Here is a 17441-nt window from a genome sequence, read left to right on the forward strand (position 1 = left end):
CCACTCCATGGCACGTACATCCTCAGCTGTCGCCGGCTTCGTGGCGGGCGTGGTCGTGGCCGCCAGTACCACCGCGATCGCCGTCACCGGTATGACGACCACCGACACCGACGTGAATTCCAAGGCAACCACCACCTGGCTGACCGTCAAGGTCGCCGACGCCATGGGCACCAGGGACACCATCACCTGGGTCCCCACCGGCTCCTTCGCCGGCTCCGCGGAGGAACGCGTCCCGCGCTACCCGATGACCACCATCCAGGGCAAGGACACCAAGGAGCTCAAGCTCTCCGCCGTGCGCAACGAACAGGTCTCGGCGCAGCTCGCGATCGCCTCCGGCCGGAACCTCGACGACGTCAAGGCCGTGGTCGGCGACCTCACCGGGCCCGGCGGGGCGAAACTGTCAGGTGCCGACACCCAGGTCCGGTTCGTCAAGTACGTGCCCGTGCAGCGCTCCAAGAGCGAGGTCGACTGGTCCGCCACCATCGACCAGGTCAGCTCCGGCAAGGAGGTGTCCGGCGACCGCAACCCCGACGTGGTCGGCGACGCGCTCGAGGAGCGGTCGTCCGTGGACGTACCGGCGTACGCGGCGCAGCCGCTGTGGTTCACCTTCCACATCCCCGAAGAGGCCACGCCCGGTACCTACACCGGCACGGTCAAGGTCAACGCCGACGGCCGCACCCAGGCCAGTTACCCGCTGACCATCGAGGTCGCCGACGCGAGTGTGCCCGACCCGAAGGACTACGACTTCTTCCTCGACGTATGGGCACAACCGGAGACGATCGCCAAGAACCACGGCGTCAAGCTCTGGTCCGACGACCACTGGAAGCTGATCGAGAAGTACAACCGCGACCTGGCGTCGCGCGGCCAGAAGGTCATCAACACCACCATCGTCGACAACCCCTGGCACCACCAGTGGTCACTCGGCACCCGGGAGTCGCAGACAGCCACGCCGTACGGCAGCATGGTGGGCTGGAGCTGGAACGGAAAGACGTTCTCCTTCGACTTCGGCCGCTGGGACAAGTACGTCCAGACCGCCAGACGCGCCGGCCTCGGGCCCGACATCGGCGCCTTCTCCATGCTGGCGTTCCAGGACCAGGAGCACCTCACCTACACCGACACCCGCACCGGCAGGACCGTCTACGAGAACGTCGATCTGGGCGGCGACCGCTGGCGGGAGGCGTGGGGAGCGTTCCTCCCCGCTTTCGAGAAGCATCTGAAGGACAAGGGCTGGCTGGAGAACACCTGGCTGTCCTTCGACGAGCGGCCCATCAGCACGATGACGGTCGTCAAGGACTTCGTCCACGAGGTCGCGCCGACCTTCGACAGCCGTATCTCCGTGGCCGGTTCGATCAGCACCGAGGGCGTCGCGTCCAACTTGTCCGTCGACTGGGGCGGCATCGACGCGATGACGAAGGAGAAGGTCGCCGAGCGGCGCAAGGCCGGCAAGATCACCACCTTCTACGTGTACGGCGCGCCGGCCCACCCCAACACGCTGTCGTTCTCGCCCGCCGTCGAGTCGCGGATGCTGCCGTGGATCTCCGCCCAGCGGAATCTGGACGGCTTCCTGCGCTGGTCGTACAACAGCTGGACCAGCGACCCCTTCAAGCAGCCGGTGCACATCTTCACGCAGGGCGACGAGTACCTGGTCTACCCGGGCAAGGACGGCCCGATGTCCAGCATCCGCTGGGAGCAGCTGAAGGAGGGCATCGAGGACTACGAACTCATCGCCCAGTTGCGGAAGAAGGACGGCGGCGCCGACAGCGACGCCCTGACCGAGGCCCTCACCACCGCGACGCGGAACCTCGACGGCCGGACGAAGGACGTGGGCGACATCGAGACCGCGCGGGCGGCAGTCGTGAAGGGGCTGACCTCATGAAAGGCAAGTGGAGATCTCTGCTGCTCGCCGGAGCGCTGACCGTCATGCCTATGGCCGGTGCGGGGGTAGCGGCACCGGCCGAGGCGGCGCCCAAGGCCCCGCACACCGTCACCTACGACCAGTACTCCGTGCGGGTCGACGGCAAGCCCCTGTACATCTGGGGCGCCGAGTTCCACTACTTCCGACTGCCCAGCCCCGACGCCTGGCGCGATGTCCTGCAGAAGATCAAGGCGGGCGGATTCAACGCGGTCTCGCTCTACTTCGACTGGGGCTACCACTCCCCCAAGCCCGGCTCGTACGACTTCACCGGCACTCGTGACGTGGAGCGGCTGCTCGACGAGGCCGAGCGCGCGGGCCTGTATGTGATCGCCCGCCCGGGCCCGTACATCAACGCGGAGGTCTCCGGCGGCGGCATGCCCGCCTGGCGCAAGACACAGGCCGGCGTGAACCGCACCTCCGAGCCGGAGTACCTCAAGGCGGCCCGGGAGTGGATGAGCCGGATCAACCCGATCATCGCCCGCCATCAACTCACCCGTGGCACGGGGTCGGTGATCCTGTACCAGGTCGAGAACGAGTACCAGGGCGGCCGACAGGACGCCGACTACATGCAGACCCTCATCGACTGGGCGAAGGAAGACGGCATCGATGTGCCCACCTTCGTCAATGACGGCGGCGCCAACAAGAACTGGGTGAGCGGCAAGGGCGCCCCCGACATCTACGGCTTCGACGCCTACCCGCAGGGCTTCGACTGCAAGGACCCCGACACCTGGAGGAACCTGCCCGACTACTCGTACGTCAACGAGTGGAAGCCGGAGTCCCCGCTGATCATCCCGGAGGCGCAGGGCGGCGCGTTCGACCCCTGGGGCGGCACCGGATACCAGGACTGCGCCAAGCTCACCGGCACCGACTTCACCCGGGTGTTCAGCAAGATGAACATCGCCGCCGGGGTGAGCGGCCAGTCCTTCTACATGACGTACGGCGGCACCAACTGGGGCTGGCTCGCCGACCCCAACGCGGTCTACACGTCGTACGACTACGGCGCTCCGATCAACGAGTCGCGCCAACTGACGGACAAGTACCAGGAGTTCAAGCGCCTCGGGTACATGGTCAACTCCGTCACCTCGCTGGCGCGCACCGACAAGGCCGAAGCCCCGACCCCGTCCGACGACGCCCTGCGCATCGACCGGCGCGTCAACCCCGACGACGGCACCCAGTTCTTCACCGTGCGGCACGCCGACACCCGCGTGAAGGACAAGGACGAGACCACCCTGTCGCTGAAGGGCGAGGACGGCGACTACCCGCGCGTTCCCCAGCAGGGAACGATCGCCGTGGACGGCCGGGACGCAAAACTCCTCGTAGCCGGCTACGACTTGGGCGAGAAGCATCGCCTCGTCTACTCCACTTCGGAGATCATGACGCACGCCCGGATCGCCGACCGGGACGTGGCGCTGCTGTACGGGCGTGAGGGCGAGGCCGGCGAGACCGTGCTGCGGTACGCCGAGCGGCCCGAGGTCACCGTCCTCGACGGCGAAGTCACCACCACCTGGGACGCCGAACGCGGCGACCTGCGCCTGAACTACACGCACAAGGGCCTGGCCCGGGTGCTGGTGAACGGCATGGAACTGCTGATCGCCGACACCGCCGAGACCGCCCACTGGTGGCGGCAGGACACCGCCTCGGGACCGGTCCTCGTACGCGGACCGTCCCTCGTCCGTACGGCCGAACTGGCGGACGGCACCCTGAAGCTGACCGGTGACTCCACCAAGGCCGCGAAGATCGAGGTCATCGCGGACGCCAAGAAGGTGACCTGGAACGGCCGCGAGGTCGCCGCCACCCAGGCGCCGCGCCCGGTCGAGCTGCCCGCGCTGACGACGTGGAAGTACAAGGAGGAGGCACCGGAGTCCGCTCCCGGCTTCGACGACTCCACCTGGACCACCGCCGACCGCCTCACCGCCAACAACCCGGAGCTGGCCGGGTCGCTGCCGGTCCTCGCGATGGACGAGTACGGCTTCCACCACGGCAACGTCTGGTACCGCGGCCGGTTCAAGACCACCGGCGCCGCGACCGCGCTCGCACTCGACGCCAAAACCGGTAACACCGGCCAGTACGCGGTCTGGCTCAACGGCCGCTACCTCGGCAGCTCCGGCAACGGCGCGCACACCTTCGGCATCCCGGCGGGCACACTGAAGTCCGCCGGAGACGGCGGGGACAACGTCCTCTCCGTCCTGGTGGAGAACGCGGGCCACAACGAGGAATGGGGTCACGACTACTCCAAGGAGCCGCGCGGTCTGCTCAGTGCCGAGGTGATCGGCGGGGCCTCCACCCTCACCTGGAAGATCCAGGGCAGCCGCGGCGGTGAGGACCCGGTCGACACCGCCCGAGGCCCGTACAACAACGGCGGGCTGTACGGGGAACGGGCCGGCTGGTCCCTCTCCGGTTACCCCGACGGCAGTTGGAAGAGCACCTCCCTCTCCGGGCAGACCGGCAAGACCGGGCCCGGCGTGCGCTGGTACCGCACGTCCGCGCGGCTCGACCTGCCGCAGGGCCAAGACAACGCGGTCGCGCTGGACCTGGCCGAGGGCGAAGGCGGCAGCACCGGCTACCGCGCCCAGATCTTCGTCAACGGCTGGCTGATCGGCCGTTACCTGCCGGACACCGGACCGCAGACACGGTTCGTCATCCCCAAGGGCATCCTGCGCGAGCAGGGCACCAACACCATCGCCCTGGCCGTCTGGTCCACCAAGGCCGGCGCGGGCCCGGGTTCGGCGAAGCTCGTCGGCCTCGGCGCCTCGGCGGGCGGGATCAAGGTCGGCACGGTGGCCGCGCCCTCGTACAACGCCACGACGTACGCCATGCCGGACTCCGGCGCCCGTGTCACCGTCGACGCCGAGCCGTTCCTGGGCACCGGCACCGCCGCCAAGGTCCCCGTCACCCTCAGCGTGCCGAAGGACGCGCCGACCGCCTCGAAGGTCGAGCTGGCGCTGAAGGTCCCGGACGGCTGGACCGCGACCACCGGCGACACCACCCGTTTCGACCAGGTGCGGCCCGGCGGCACCGTGACCGCGGACTACACCGTCACCCCACCGGGCGAACCGGTCCACTACGCCGTCCTGTCCGCGACCGCCAAGCTCACCCAGCCCGGCCACCCGGGCACCGTCACCGGTGTACGGGCCGTGCAGGTGCCACCGCCCGGGCTGTCCGCCGACGCCTATGTGAGCGACCTGACCCTGGTCAAGGCGGTCAACGGCTGGGGTCCGGTGGAGAAGGACACCTCCAACGGGGAGAACGCGGCGGGTGACGGTCGCCCCTTGAGTATCGGCGGCACCACCTACGCCAAGGGCCTCGGCGTGCATGCGAACAGCCAGATCCGGGTCTATCTCGGCGGCGGCTGCACCCGGTTCACCGCCACCGCCGGGGTGGACGACGAGGTCGGCGACGGCGGCAGCGTCTCCTTCAAGGTGATCGCCGACGGCCGCTCCCTCGCCACGACCCCGGTGGTGCGCGGCTCCGACGGCGGCACCGACATCGACGTGGACGTGACCGGCGCGCGCTGGCTGGACCTGCTGGTCGACGGGGACGGCGATGTCTCCTCGGACCACGCCGACTGGGCCGAGGCCAAGCTGACCTGCGGCGGTGCCTGATGCCCAGCCTGAGCAAGGGGCGTCATATGCAGGGGATGCGCGGCAGGCTCGCGGCTCTGCTCCTGGCGGTCTCGGCCGTCGTGGCCGGGACGATGGCACCCGCCGAGGCCGGTCAGCAGGACGATCGGCGCGCTTGGACAGGGACCTGGGCGACCGCGGCCAGCGAGCACTACGAGGTCTCGGGGATGTCCGAGGTGACGGTGCGGATGCCGGTGCACACCAGCGTCGGCGGCTCCTCCGTACGCATCCGCCTGACCAACGCCTACGCCACCGACCCGGTGACGATCGGGCACGCGACCGTGGGCCTGCGCGACGGCGGTTCCGCCGTGGCCCGCCCGTACGACCTGCGGTTCGGCGGGAAGCGCGCGGTCACCATCCCGGCGGGCGGCCAGGCTGTGAGCGACCCGGTCGGACTCGCCGTTCCGGCCCTGGCCGACCTGGTCGTCAGTCTCCATCTGCCCGGCCAGGTCACGCACATCACCGATCACTGGTGGGCGCAGCAGACCGTGTACTGGACGGACTACGGGGCGGGCGACCACGCCGCCGACACCTCCGGCGACGCCTACACCTGGACCACCACGAGCTGGCCGTTCCTCAGCGGCGTCGACGTGACCGCGCCGAGGACCGGGGCGGTGGTGGCGCTCGGTGACTCGATCACCGACGGGTCCTTCTCGACGGCCGACACCAACCAGCGCTGGCCCGACCTGCTGTCCGCCCGGCTGAACGCCTGCCTGCCCGGCGCCGGAGTGCTCAACGCGGGCATCACCAGCAACCGGATCACCGCCGGGACCGGGACGAATCCCTCCGCCCTGGACCGGCTCGAGCGGGACGTGCTCTCCCAGCCGGGGGCGCGGACCCTGATCCTCTTCGAGGGGATCAACGATCTCGGCGGGGCGAGTGCCGAGCGGATCATCGCCGGGATGACGGAGATCGCCGACCGGGCGCACCGGCGCGGCATGCGGGTCGTCGGCGCCACGATCACCCCGTACAAGGACTTCACCTGGGGCGGCTGGAGCGAGGAGACCGAGGCGCGGCGACAGCAGGTCAACGCGTTCGTCCGGGACTCCCGCGGGGTCTTCGACGACTACGCCGACTTCGACCGGGCGGTCCGGGACGCGGCGGACCCGCGCCGGCTGGGCGCGGCATACGACTCCGGTGACCATCTGCATCCCAATGACGCCGGGATGAAGGCGTTCGCCGACTCCATCGATCTGACCGCGCTCGGCCTCGGCCGCGCGTGTTCCTGAGGAGGACCCGTGTCCAGAACGCTTGCACGCCTGCGTGGACACCGAAGATGCGCGGCCCTGGCCACAGCCTTGGCGGCGACCTTGGCAGCGCTGCTTCCGGCGGCGCCGGCCACGGCCGAGACCACGCAGCCGGGGTGGACGGGGACTTGGGCGACCGCGCAGCACGCCTCGTACGACCCGGGCACCTCGGAGGTGACGGTGCGGATACCGGTGCGGGTGAGCGCCGGCGGGTCGAGCGTACGGATCCGCCTGACCAACGGCTTCACCACCGAGCCGGTGACGATCGGGCACGCGACCGTCGGACTTCGTGAGGGCGGTTCCGACGTCAGGAAGCCGCAGAGGCTGCGGTTCGGCGGGAAGAGCGAGGTGACGATCCCGGCCGGCGAGCAGGCGGCCAGCGATCAGGTCCAGCTCACCGTGCCCGCCCGCAGCGACCTGGTCGTCAGCCTGTACTTCCCGGGCCGGCTCACCGACATCAGCCAGCACTGGATGGGTCTCCAGACCGTCTACTGGACGCCCGACGGCGGCGGCGACCACGCCTCGGACGCCGACGGGGACGCCTTCACCAGAACCGATTCCACCTTCCCGTTCCTGACCGGCGTCGACGTACAGGGCGGCAACGCGGCGGGCGCCGTGGTGGCGCTCGGCGACTCCATCACCGACGGCGCGTCCTCCACGGCGAACGCCAACCGGCGCTGGCCCGACTATCTGGCCGGGCGGCTGTCGGCGTGTTCGTCCACCGCCGGGGTGCTGAACGAGGGCATCAGCGGCAACCGGATCACGGCCGGTGTCGACGGCAACCCGTCGGCGCTGGACCGGCTGGAACGCGATGTGCTGGCGCAGCCCGGCGCCCGGACGGTGGTCCTGTTCGAGGGCGTCAACGACCTCAGCTGGGGCGGCGCCACCGGCGACCAGGTGATCGACGGCATGAAGGAGATCGCGCGCCGTGTCCACGCCCGCGGGCTGCGTCTGATCGGCGCGACCGTCGTGCCGTATCGCGGCTGGGGCGACTGGTGGACCGAGGCCAAGGAGGCCGACCGGCAGAAGGTCAACGCGTTCGTCCGCGACTCCGGTGGCGTCTTCGACGACTACGCCGACTTCGACAAGGCGGTACGGGACCCGGACGACCCCACCCGGTACGCCGCCGCGTTCGACTCCGGTGACCATCTGCACCCCAATGACACCGGCATGAAGGCGTTCGCCGACGCGGTCGACCTCACCACCCTCGGGGCGGCCCGCGACTGCCCGTCGGCCCGCGTGCGGCTCACCCCGTACCGGCCGACCCTGCAAGCAGGGGGTGACGGCACGGAGATCACGTCGACCGTCACCAACACCGGCCCCAAAACGGTCACCGAGGTCAGCACGCGCCTCGATCTCCCCGACGGCTGGTCCGCCGAACCGGCCGGCAGCGCGCGGACACGCACTCTCGCCCCGGGCGACAGCGCCACCGTCACCTGGACGGTGACCCCCGCGGCCGACGCGGCCTGGGGCACCCACCAGATCGGCGTCCGCACCTCCTTCCTCCAGGACGGCCGGACACGCCGCGACTCCGACAGCGTGGACGCGACGGTGACCCCCGCTCCGTCCGGCGTGCGCGCGCCGTATCTGACGACCGCCACCACCACCGAAGAGGCCCGATACACTAAGAACGACGGCCAGTTCGCCATCTGGGCGGGCGGCCAGGACCTGTCCGGCTGGAAGGACGAGAAGGCGGCGATCTACCTCGCCGACGCCGCGTCACCGTCCGGCACCGTGACCGCCCGGGTAGCCGCCCAGTCCGGCAGCGGCCCGTCCGCGAAGGCCGGGATCGCCGTCGCCAACGACCTGACCGCGCCCGAGAAGGGCGGCTACGCCGTGCTCACCATGTCCGCGCAGTACGGCCTGGAGTTCCTGACCGACAGCGACGGCGACGGCAGGCTCGACACCTGGGCCGGCGGTGGCAGTTCGTACCACCCGGCCTGGCTGAAGCTCGTCCGCGACGGCTCCACCTACACCGCGTACGCCGGCTCCGACGGCACGGCCTGGCAGCAGGTCGCGACAGCCACCGTGCCCTCGGCCAGCGGCACCGGGGACGCCGGAATGGTCGCGAGCGCCGTCAACCTCAACTATCCCGGCCAGACCACCACCGCCGTATTCGACTCCTTCTCCAGCACGAAGTGAGAGGTCTCCCCATGGCAGTCAATCGCAGGCAGTTCATGACCACGGCGGCCGCCGTCGGCGGCGCCGTGCTCCTCGCCCCGCCCGGGACCGCCCAGGCCCTCACCGGCGCGGCGGTGCCGGGCGGCTCCGGCATACCCGACTACCAGCCCACCAAGGCGTCCCTCGACACCCATCCCGTGCCGCGCTGGTACAAGGACGCCAAGTTCGGCATCTTCGTCCACTGGGGCATCTACTCGGTGATCGCCGGGGCGACGCCGAGAAGCGCCTCCGAGTGGTACCTCTGGTACCAGAGCACCAAGGACACCGCCGAGTGGAAGTACCACCGCGACACCTACGGCGAGGACGTCACCTACGACGACCTCATCCCGCAGTTCAAGGCCGAGAAGTACGATCCCGACGCCTGGGTGAAGCTGTTCGAGCAGGCGGGCGCCGAGTATTTCGCGCTGACCAGCAAGCACCATGACGGGTTCGCCCTCTACCCCAGCAAGGTGACGGACCGTCACTCCGTGGCGTACGGCCCGAAGCGCGACCTCGTCGGTGAGCTGATGACCGCGGCCCGCAGGCGCGGCACCGTGCGCCCGGGCCTGTACTACTCGCTCGGCGAGTACTTCAACCCGGCGATCGGCCGGCCGATGCGCAACTTCTACACCGACGAGGAAATCCCGATGACCGGCTACAAGCCGGTCGAGGACTACATCGGCGACTACGAGCTCAAGCAGCTCTACGAGATCATCGACCGCTACGACCCGGAGCTGCTGTGGGCGGACGGTCAGTGGTTCCGGCCCACCGGCAACCCGCCGTGGCGCAGCGAAGAACCCATGGCCCACTACTACAACCAGGCCAAGAACCGTGAGCGCCCCAAGGGCGTGGTGATCAACGACCGGTTCGACACCCACTTCGACTTCGCGACGTACGAGCAGCGCACCAACCCCACGATGGATCCGCAGAAGTGGGAGTGCTGCATGACGATGGGCTACTCCTGGGGCTACAACAAGCACGAGCCGGACGAGGACTACAAGACCTCCGAGTTCCTGATCCAGCTGCTCGCCGACGTGGTCAGCAAGAACGGCAACCTGTTGCTCAACATCGGTCCCAAGGCCGACGGCACGATCCCCGAGATCATGCAGGAGCGACTGAAGGACATCGGCGCCTGGCTGAAGGTCAACGGCCCCGCGATCTACGGGTCGACGCCCTGGGTGCGGGCGGAGGAGGAGGGCAGTGCGCTCGGCATCCGCTACACCGTCTCCCCGGGCAAGTTCAACATCATCGTGCTGGGCGCGCCCAGCGGCACCCTCTCGGTGCCCGGCGACATCCCCATCAGCGCCACGTCCCGGGTCCGGCTGCTCGGCACGAGCGGCAGTCTGAGGTGGACCCGCCGTGACGGAAAGATCAACATCACCGTGCCGTCCTCCCTTCCCAGCCGCATCGCCAACGTCTTCACCGTCGACTGGGCGCGGTGACCGGCATGGGAATCTCTGACGGCACCCAGTTCGACACCCTGGGGCCCACGCTCAGCGTCACCACGGAACCCGCCGAGCCGGCCGGTGGTGACACGATCACGGCCACCGCGGTCCTCACCAACGACTGCCCCTTCCCGCTCCGCAACGTCGTGCTCCACCTGATCAACCCGGGCGCCACCACGGCGGCGAAGACCATCCCGCTCGGCGACCTGCGGCTCGGCGCGAAGACGACCCGGCGCTGGGAGACGGCGATGCCGGCCGACGTGGCCGGGAACGTGTCGTTCACCGCGCACGTGGTCTTCGACGTCGACGGGCGCAGCAGCGACTGCGCGCGGTCCGCGAAGACTTTCACGGTGCCCTACCGGCCCAACGGGGTCCGGGACCCGTACCGGACGTTCGCCACCACCGACGACGCCGAGTTCGGCCAGTACGGCAGCCAGTTGGTGATCTGGGCGGGCGGCCGCGACTTCTCCGGCGGCACCGACGAGAAGGGGGGCATCCTCCTTCCCGGCTCCGCCGCCGAGTCGAGCGTGGTGCAGGTCAAGACGGTCAGCCTCACCGGCAGCGACAACCCCACCGCCAAGTACGGGATCGCCGTCGCGAACGACCTGACCGCGCCGGAGAAGGGCGGCTACGCCGTGCTCACCATGTCGAAGTCGTACGGCCTGGAGTTCATGACCGACAGCGACGGCGACGGACACCTCGACACCTGGGCCGGCGGCGGCGGTTCCACCCACCCCGCCTGGCTGCGCCTGGTCCGCGACGGCACGACGTACATCGCGCACAGCAGCACCAACAACGGTCTCTCCTGGACCGAGACCGCGCGGGCGACCGTGCCGTCCGCGAGCGGCGCCCTGGACGCCGGCGTGGTGGCGAGCGCCGTGAACCTCAACTACCCCGGCACGACGGTCCAGGCCGTGTTCGACCGCTTCACCGTGGAGGAGTCATGAACACCTACCGCCCCGAGGAGGACTTCCTCCCGCCACCCGTCTCGCTCACCTTCACCCCGTCCGCACCCGAGCCGGGCAAGGCCGTGACCCTGTCGGCCACCCTCACCAACACCACCAGGATCGCGCTGCGCGGCACCGTGCTCTACCTCGCCGTGGACGACACCGCCGAAAGGGACAGCCTGGGCGACCTCGCGCCCGGACGGTCGGTGACCCGCACCTGGCGGACCCGGCTCGCCGACGACGCCGAGGGCCGGATCGTGTTCACCGCGCACGCCCTCTTCGACGTGCACCTGCACGGCTCCGACTGCACCCGCACCACCTCCTCCGCCCTGCTGCCGTACCGCTCGCTGCGGGCAGCCTTCGACAACGCGGGGATCGCCTCCGCCGACGCCCTCGTCGCCAACATCGACGGCTCGAACTCCGCTCTGTCCGCCGAGGCGCTGGCGTCGGTGGGCCTGACTCCGGGTGCCACGGTCACCTACGACGGCGTGCCCTTCACCTGGCCGGACACGCGGCCCGGGAGCAAGGACAACGTCATCTCCTCCGGCCAGACCGTGCTGCTGTCCGGCTCCGGTTCCCGGCTGTCCTTCCTCGGCACCAGCACCTGGGGCGAGGGCAAGGGCGACGGCAAGGTCGTCTACGCCGACGGCACCGAGCAGGCGTTCTCGGTGACCGTTCCCGACTGGTACGGGGCCAACTCCTCCGCCGCGGTGGTGCTGCCCTACCGCTACAACTCCACGGGCCGGGACGACAATCCCGTCAGCCTGTTCACCTTCGGCGTCGATCTGACGGCCAGCAAGGAGCTGCGCTCCGTGGTCCTGCCCGAGGTCAGCGACGGCATCCAGGCGGGCCTGCCCGCCCTGCACATCTTCGCCTTGACGATCGACTGAGCTCTGCGGAAGGACGTTCATGCACGACAACCGAGACCACCTCGGCATCACAGGTGTCACCCGCAGACGGATCCTCACCGGCGCGGTCGTGCTGGGCGGCGCGGCGCTGCTGCCCCGCCCGCTGGGCGCGTACGCGGCCGACGGCGCCCCGTTCGACACCGCGCCCGCCGCAGCCGCGCTGAAGCGGCTGCTTCCCGACCACTACCAGCAGGTCACCCTGCGGGCCGTCGACGCCGACAGCGACCGCTTCCGGGTCACCGGCCGGGCCGGGCGGATCACAGTGGAGGGCACCAGCCCCGCCGTGCTGCTCACCGGCCTCCACACCTACCTGCGGCGGACCGCGCACGCCTCCGTCTCCTGGACCGGCGATCAGCTGAACCTGCCGCGCGCCCTCCCGGCGCCCGCCGGGGAGATCAAGGGAACGGCCGATGTGCCGCACCGCTTCGCCTTCAACGACACCAACGAGGGTTACACCGGCCCGTACCGCGACTGGGACGCCTGGCAGTACGAGCTGGACGTGCTGGCCCTGCACGGAGTCAACCGGGTGCTCGTCTACATCGGCGGCGACGCCGTCTACTACGACACGTTCCGCCAGTTCGGGTACACCGACGCCGAGATGCGCGCCTGGATCCCGGCCCCGGCCCACCAGCCCTGGTGGCTGCTCCAGAACATGTCGGGCTTCGGCGGGCCGGTCTCGCGGCAGCTCCTCGAAAGACGTGCCGCGCTCGCCGAGAAGATCGTCGACCGGATACGTGACCTGGGCATGACGCCGGTCCTGCCGGGCTATTACGGCAGCGTGCCGGACGACTTCCCCGCCAAGCACGGCGGGGACGCGGCGGTGGTGGCGCAGGGGGACTGGGGCGCCTTCAAACGCCCCGACTGGCTCGACCCGCGCACCACGGCCTTCGACGACGTGGCCGCCGCCTTCTACCGTGTCCAGAAGGAACGGTTCGGCGCGAGCACGATGTACAAGATGGACCTGCTGCACGAGGGCGGCAACCCCGGTGACGTGCCGGTGGGCGAAGCCGCGGCAGCCGTCGAAGGGGCGCTTCAGAAAGCACACCCGGGCGCGATCTGGGCCATCCTGGGCTGGCAGTCCAACCCGTCCAAGGCGCTGCTCGACGGCGTCGACAAGGCCCGGATGCTGATCGTGGACGGCCTGTCCGACCGCTACACCACCGTCACCGACCGGGAGAGCGACTGGGGCGGCACCCCCTACGCCTTCGGCAGCATCTGGAACTTCGGCGGCCACACCCCGATCGGCGCCAACGCCCCGGACTGGGTGGAGCAGTACCCCAAGTGGCGTGACAAGAAGGACAGTTCGCTCGCCGGTATCGCGGCGATGCCGGAAGCCGCCGACAACAACGCGCCCGCCCTCGCCCTCCTCACCGACCTGGCCTGGACACCCGGCACCGTCGACCTGGACGACTGGTTCGCCGCGTACGCCCTCTCCCGCTACGGCGGCCCGGACCGGCATGCCGCCGCGGCCTGGCAGACGATCCGCGACACCGCGTACAACATGTCCCGCGCGGACGGCTGGAGCGAGGCACCCGACGGCCTGTTCGGCGCCCGTCCCAGCCTGAACGCGAACAAGGCCGCCGCCTGGGGCCCGGAGCAGGACCGCTACGACACCACCGCCTTCGATGCCGCACTCACCGAACTCCTTGCGGTCCGCGCGGAGTTGAGGGACAGCTCGGCCTACCGGTACGACGTCGTCGACGTGGCCCGGCAGGTCCTGTCCAACCGCAGCCGCGTCCTGCTGCCCCAGATCAAGGCCGCACACGAGGCCGGGGACAAGGCCCTGTTCGGCAAGCTGACCAAGACCTGGCTGGAGTGGATGGACCTCCTCGAGGACCTGCTGGCGACCTCCGGCCCGCACCTGCTCGGGAGGTGGCTCGCCGACGCCCGCTCCTGGGGCGCCGACCGGGCCGAGAAGGACCGCCTGGAATACGACGTCCGCTCCCTCATCACCACCTGGGGCGGACGCGCCAGCAGCGAGGAGGGCCTGCACGACTACGCGAACCGGGAGTGGTCAGGGCTGGTCGGCGGCCTGTACCGCACCCGCTGGACCATGTACTTCGACGCGCTCACCAAGGGCAAGGACCCGTCGGCGATCGACTGGTTCGCCCTGGAGGACCGCTGGGCGCACGCCCACGAGACACACCCGACCGAGCCCAACGGCTCCCCGTACGCCCTGGCCCGCCGCGTGCGCGACCTGCTCGCCGCCACTCCCTATCAGGCGGTCCTCACCGCGGGGACCGACCGGGGAGCGGTGGCCGAGGGCACTCCCGCGACGGTGACGGTCACCTTCACCAACAGGAACGGGTTCGCGACGGCACGCGACGTGGCCCTCTCCGTCACCGCACCCGAGGGCATGGCGGTGAAGCCGCTCGATCCGGTGCGCAAGGGGTCGGTGGCGTCCGGCGAAAAGTTCGCCGCTCGCTTCGAGGTCTCTCTGGCGGGTGAGCCGACGGAACTGGTCGGCCGGGTCGTCGCGACGGCGGCGTACGCGGGTGGCGGGAAGGCGGTGGCGCCGGTACGGCTGATGGCCGCGGCCGGGGTCGGTGACCCGTACCGCACGGTCTCCTTCAACGACGCGGTGTTCGGCCAGGCCGGCGACGAGATCGCCATCGAGGGCGCGGGGGCCGACCTGTGGGGCGCCACCAACGAGTTCGGGGCGGTGTACCGGGCGGGCGCGTACGGCGACAAAACGGTGGCCGAGGTCACGATCACCTCCCAGGACATGACCGGGGGCTGGGCACGGGCGGGCCTCGTCGTCCGCAACAACCTGGGCACTCAGGGGAGCGCGGGCTATGTGAACCTGGCGGTCACGCCGTCCAACGGCTGCGTGCTGAGCTGGGACGCCGACGGCGACGGCCGTTTTGACTCCATCGCGCAGTCGGGCTCCTTCACCGCGCCGGTGCGGCTGCGGCTGACCAGGTCCGGCGCCTCGTACACCGGGGAGGCCAGCAGGGACGGCGTCACCTGGACGACGGTGGGCACGGCCACGCCGGGGGGCGCGGCCGCCGCGCAGGACGTCGGGGTCTTCATGACCGCGGCCAACGGCTGGAACGGCACTCGGGGCATCGCCACGTTCGACGGATTCACGGTGGCGTGATCTCTTTCGTTGGTTAGGGTGATGGCCAGGACCCTGGGGGGAGTTCGCGTGGGATCGCCTGGCCGGAGCAGAACCGGGCGCGGTGGGCGTGTGACCGGCCGGCCGGCGCCCGCGGTGCTGCCTTCGCCGCTGCGCACGTGGCTCGGGCTGATCGCGGCCCTCGCCGCGCTGGTGGTCGTCGCGCTCGGGGTCCTGTACGCCGGCCATGACGAGCCCGGCCGGGTGGACAGGTGGGTCATCCAGCCGACGGCGGACAGTGTGCGACCGCCGTGGCGGCGCGTCGCTCTGGCCACGGACTTCCTGGGAGAGCCCGCCGGAGCGGCGATGCTGGTCGTGGCCGCCGTGGCAGGCTGCCTGCTGCTTCGGCGTCCTCGCGCGGCGGTGTTCATCGTTGTCGGTGCGGCCATGGCCGTGGGAACGACGAAGGTACTCAAGCCCGTGGTGGGACGCACCATCCACGACGGGCACCTGTCCTACCCGAGCGGGCACACCGCCTTCCTCACCGCGCTCGCACTCATGGTGGCGCTGCTCGCGGCCGGCCGGCTCGGTCTCGGCAGGACGGCCGGGGCGTCACTCGTGCTCGCCGCGGCGCTGGTGGCCGGCGCCGCGATGGGCTGGGCACAGATCGCCCTGGGCGCGCACTACCCGACGGACGTCCTCGGCGGCTGGTGCACCACGCTGGCGGTGATACCGGCGACCGCGTGGCTGGTCGACCGGACGGCCGACTCCCGTCGGCGGGAACCTTCCTGACGACACGACACGACACGACACGTCACGCCAAGCGGCGGAAGACGGGCTTCACCGGCCGCCCGGCGAGCCAGGGGGTGAGGTCGGCGGCGTCCAGTGCCTTCCGGTACACCGCACATGCCTGGGCCACCGCCTCGACGGTGTGATCGATGTCGGCGTCGCTGAGCGCGCTGCTCACCACGAACGACGGGGCGAGCACCCCGCCCGCGAGGAGTTGACGCAGGAACAGGGTGCGGTACCGCTGTGACGGCTGCCCGTTCTCGTCGAGGGTGGCATAGACCAGGTTGCTGGCCCGGCCCCGGACGACGATGTGGTCGCCGACGCCCATGGCGGCCGCGGCGTCGCGGACACCGGCGGCCAACCGCTCGCCGAGGGCGTGCAGCCGCGCGGTGACGCCCTCCTCGACGTAGGTGGTCTGCACGGCCATCGCGGCGGCCAGGGAGTGCGTCTCCGCACCGTGCGTGGTGGACAGCAGGAACACCCGGTCGCCGGAGTGACGCAGCCCGCCCCGCTCCATCAGCTCGCGGCGCCCGGCCAGCGCGGAGACGGCGAACCCGTTGCCCAGCGCCTTGCCGAACGTGGACAGATCGGGGACGACACCGTACAGGCCCTGGGCACCCGCCTCGGACCAGCGGAGGCCGGTGATCATCTCGTCGAAGATCAGTACGCAGCCGTGCCGGTCGGCCAGCTCGCGCAGGCCGGCGAGATATCCGGGCGGCGGCTCGGTGTGGGTGGCGGGTTCGAGGATCAGGCAGGCGACCTCGTCCCGGTGCCGGGTGAGCAGCTCCTCCGTGGCGGCCAGGTCCCCGTAAGGGAACGCCACGGTGAGTTCGGTGGTCGCCGCCGGGATACCGGCGGACATCGGCGTGGTGCCGATGAACCAGTCGTCGACGGAGAAGAACGGATGGTCGGCGCAGACGGCCACCCGCGGGCGCCCGGTGACGGCGCGGGCGAGGCGCACCGCGGCGGTGGTGGCGTCGGAGCCGTTCTTCGCGAACTTGACCATCTCGGCGGTCGGCACCGTGGCCAGGAAGCGTTCCGCGGCCTCGACCTCCACGATGGACGGCCGGACGAAGTTGCTGCCGCGGTCGAGTTCCCGCCGCACCGCCTCGGTCACGCGTGGGTGGGCGTGGCCGAGGCTGACCGACCGCAGGCCGGAGCCGTACTCGACGTAGCGGTTGCCGTCGATGTCCCACACGTGGGCACCGCGGCCGTGGCTGATGACCGGGGCCAGGTTCTCGGGGTACTGGTCGTCGCCCTTGGCGTAGGTGTGCGCGCCGCCGGGGATCATGGCGTGCAGCCGCTCGTTCGCCTGCCGCGATCTGGGCAGCTGGAACTCTTCGGTGTCCACG

General features: G+C 70.5%; 10 protein-coding genes. 9 read left to right on the forward strand and 1 reads right to left on the reverse strand.

Translation table 11 applies throughout. From position 1 onward, the window contains the following. The first annotated feature begins 7 nt into the window (after positions 1-7). From CP976_RS05595 to CP976_RS05635, 9 genes are all read left to right on the forward strand, one after another. Complete coding sequence (locus CP976_RS05595; RefSeq protein ID WP_150479305.1) at positions 8-1876, forward strand: DUF4091 domain-containing protein; 1869 nt, start codon at positions 8-10, stop codon at positions 1874-1876. Next, positions 1873-5517 (forward strand): beta-galactosidase, encoded by a 3645-nt coding sequence (locus CP976_RS05600; RefSeq protein WP_150479306.1) that lies wholly within the window; start codon positions 1873-1875, stop codon positions 5515-5517. The genes CP976_RS05595 and CP976_RS05600 overlap by 4 nt, the downstream gene beginning before the upstream one ends. Before the next feature lie 26 nt (positions 5518-5543). Continuing rightward, entirely contained in the window at positions 5544-6764 is a 1221-nt protein-coding gene (locus CP976_RS05605; protein ID WP_229876532.1) for an SGNH/GDSL hydrolase family protein, read from the forward strand. 81 nt (positions 6765-6845) lie between these two features. Further along, positions 6846-8924: a GDSL-type esterase/lipase family protein gene (locus tag CP976_RS05610; RefSeq protein ID WP_229876534.1), complete on the forward strand. Its 2079-nt coding sequence runs from the start codon at positions 6846-6848 to the stop codon at positions 8922-8924. A gap of 11 nt (positions 8925-8935) precedes the next feature. Next, entirely contained in the window at positions 8936-10384 is a 1449-nt protein-coding gene (locus CP976_RS05615; RefSeq protein ID WP_150479309.1) for an alpha-L-fucosidase, read from the forward strand. Between the two features lie 5 nt (positions 10385-10389). Continuing rightward, complete coding sequence (locus CP976_RS05620) at positions 10390-11334, forward strand: hypothetical protein (protein WP_150479310.1); 945 nt, start codon at positions 10390-10392, stop codon at positions 11332-11334. After that, complete coding sequence (locus tag CP976_RS05625; RefSeq protein WP_150479311.1) at positions 11331-12224, forward strand: beta-glucosidase; 894 nt, start codon at positions 11331-11333, stop codon at positions 12222-12224. The genes CP976_RS05620 and CP976_RS05625 overlap by 4 nt, the downstream gene beginning before the upstream one ends. Before the next feature lie 19 nt (positions 12225-12243). Then, positions 12244-15342, forward strand: a complete 3099-nt coding sequence (locus CP976_RS05630) for an alpha-N-acetylglucosaminidase (RefSeq protein ID WP_150479312.1) — start codon at positions 12244-12246, stop codon at positions 15340-15342. Positions 15343-15432: 90 nt separating this feature from the next. Further along, positions 15433-16092 carry a phosphatase PAP2 family protein gene (locus CP976_RS05635; RefSeq protein WP_150479313.1) on the forward strand — a complete coding sequence of 220 codons (660 nt, stop codon included), beginning with the start codon at positions 15433-15435 and terminating at the stop codon, positions 16090-16092. Positions 16093-16114: 22 nt separating this feature from the next. Here CP976_RS05635 and CP976_RS05640 read toward each other — a convergent pair whose 3' ends face one another. After that, positions 16115-17440, reverse strand: a complete 1326-nt coding sequence (locus CP976_RS05640; RefSeq protein WP_150479314.1) for a glutamate-1-semialdehyde 2,1-aminomutase — start codon at positions 17438-17440, stop codon at positions 16115-16117. Position 17441: the final 1 nt, after the last annotated feature.

The sequence above is a fragment of the Streptomyces coeruleorubidus genome (assembly GCF_008705135.1).
Classification (GTDB): Bacteria; Actinomycetota; Actinomycetes; order Streptomycetales; family Streptomycetaceae; genus Streptomyces; species Streptomyces coeruleofuscus.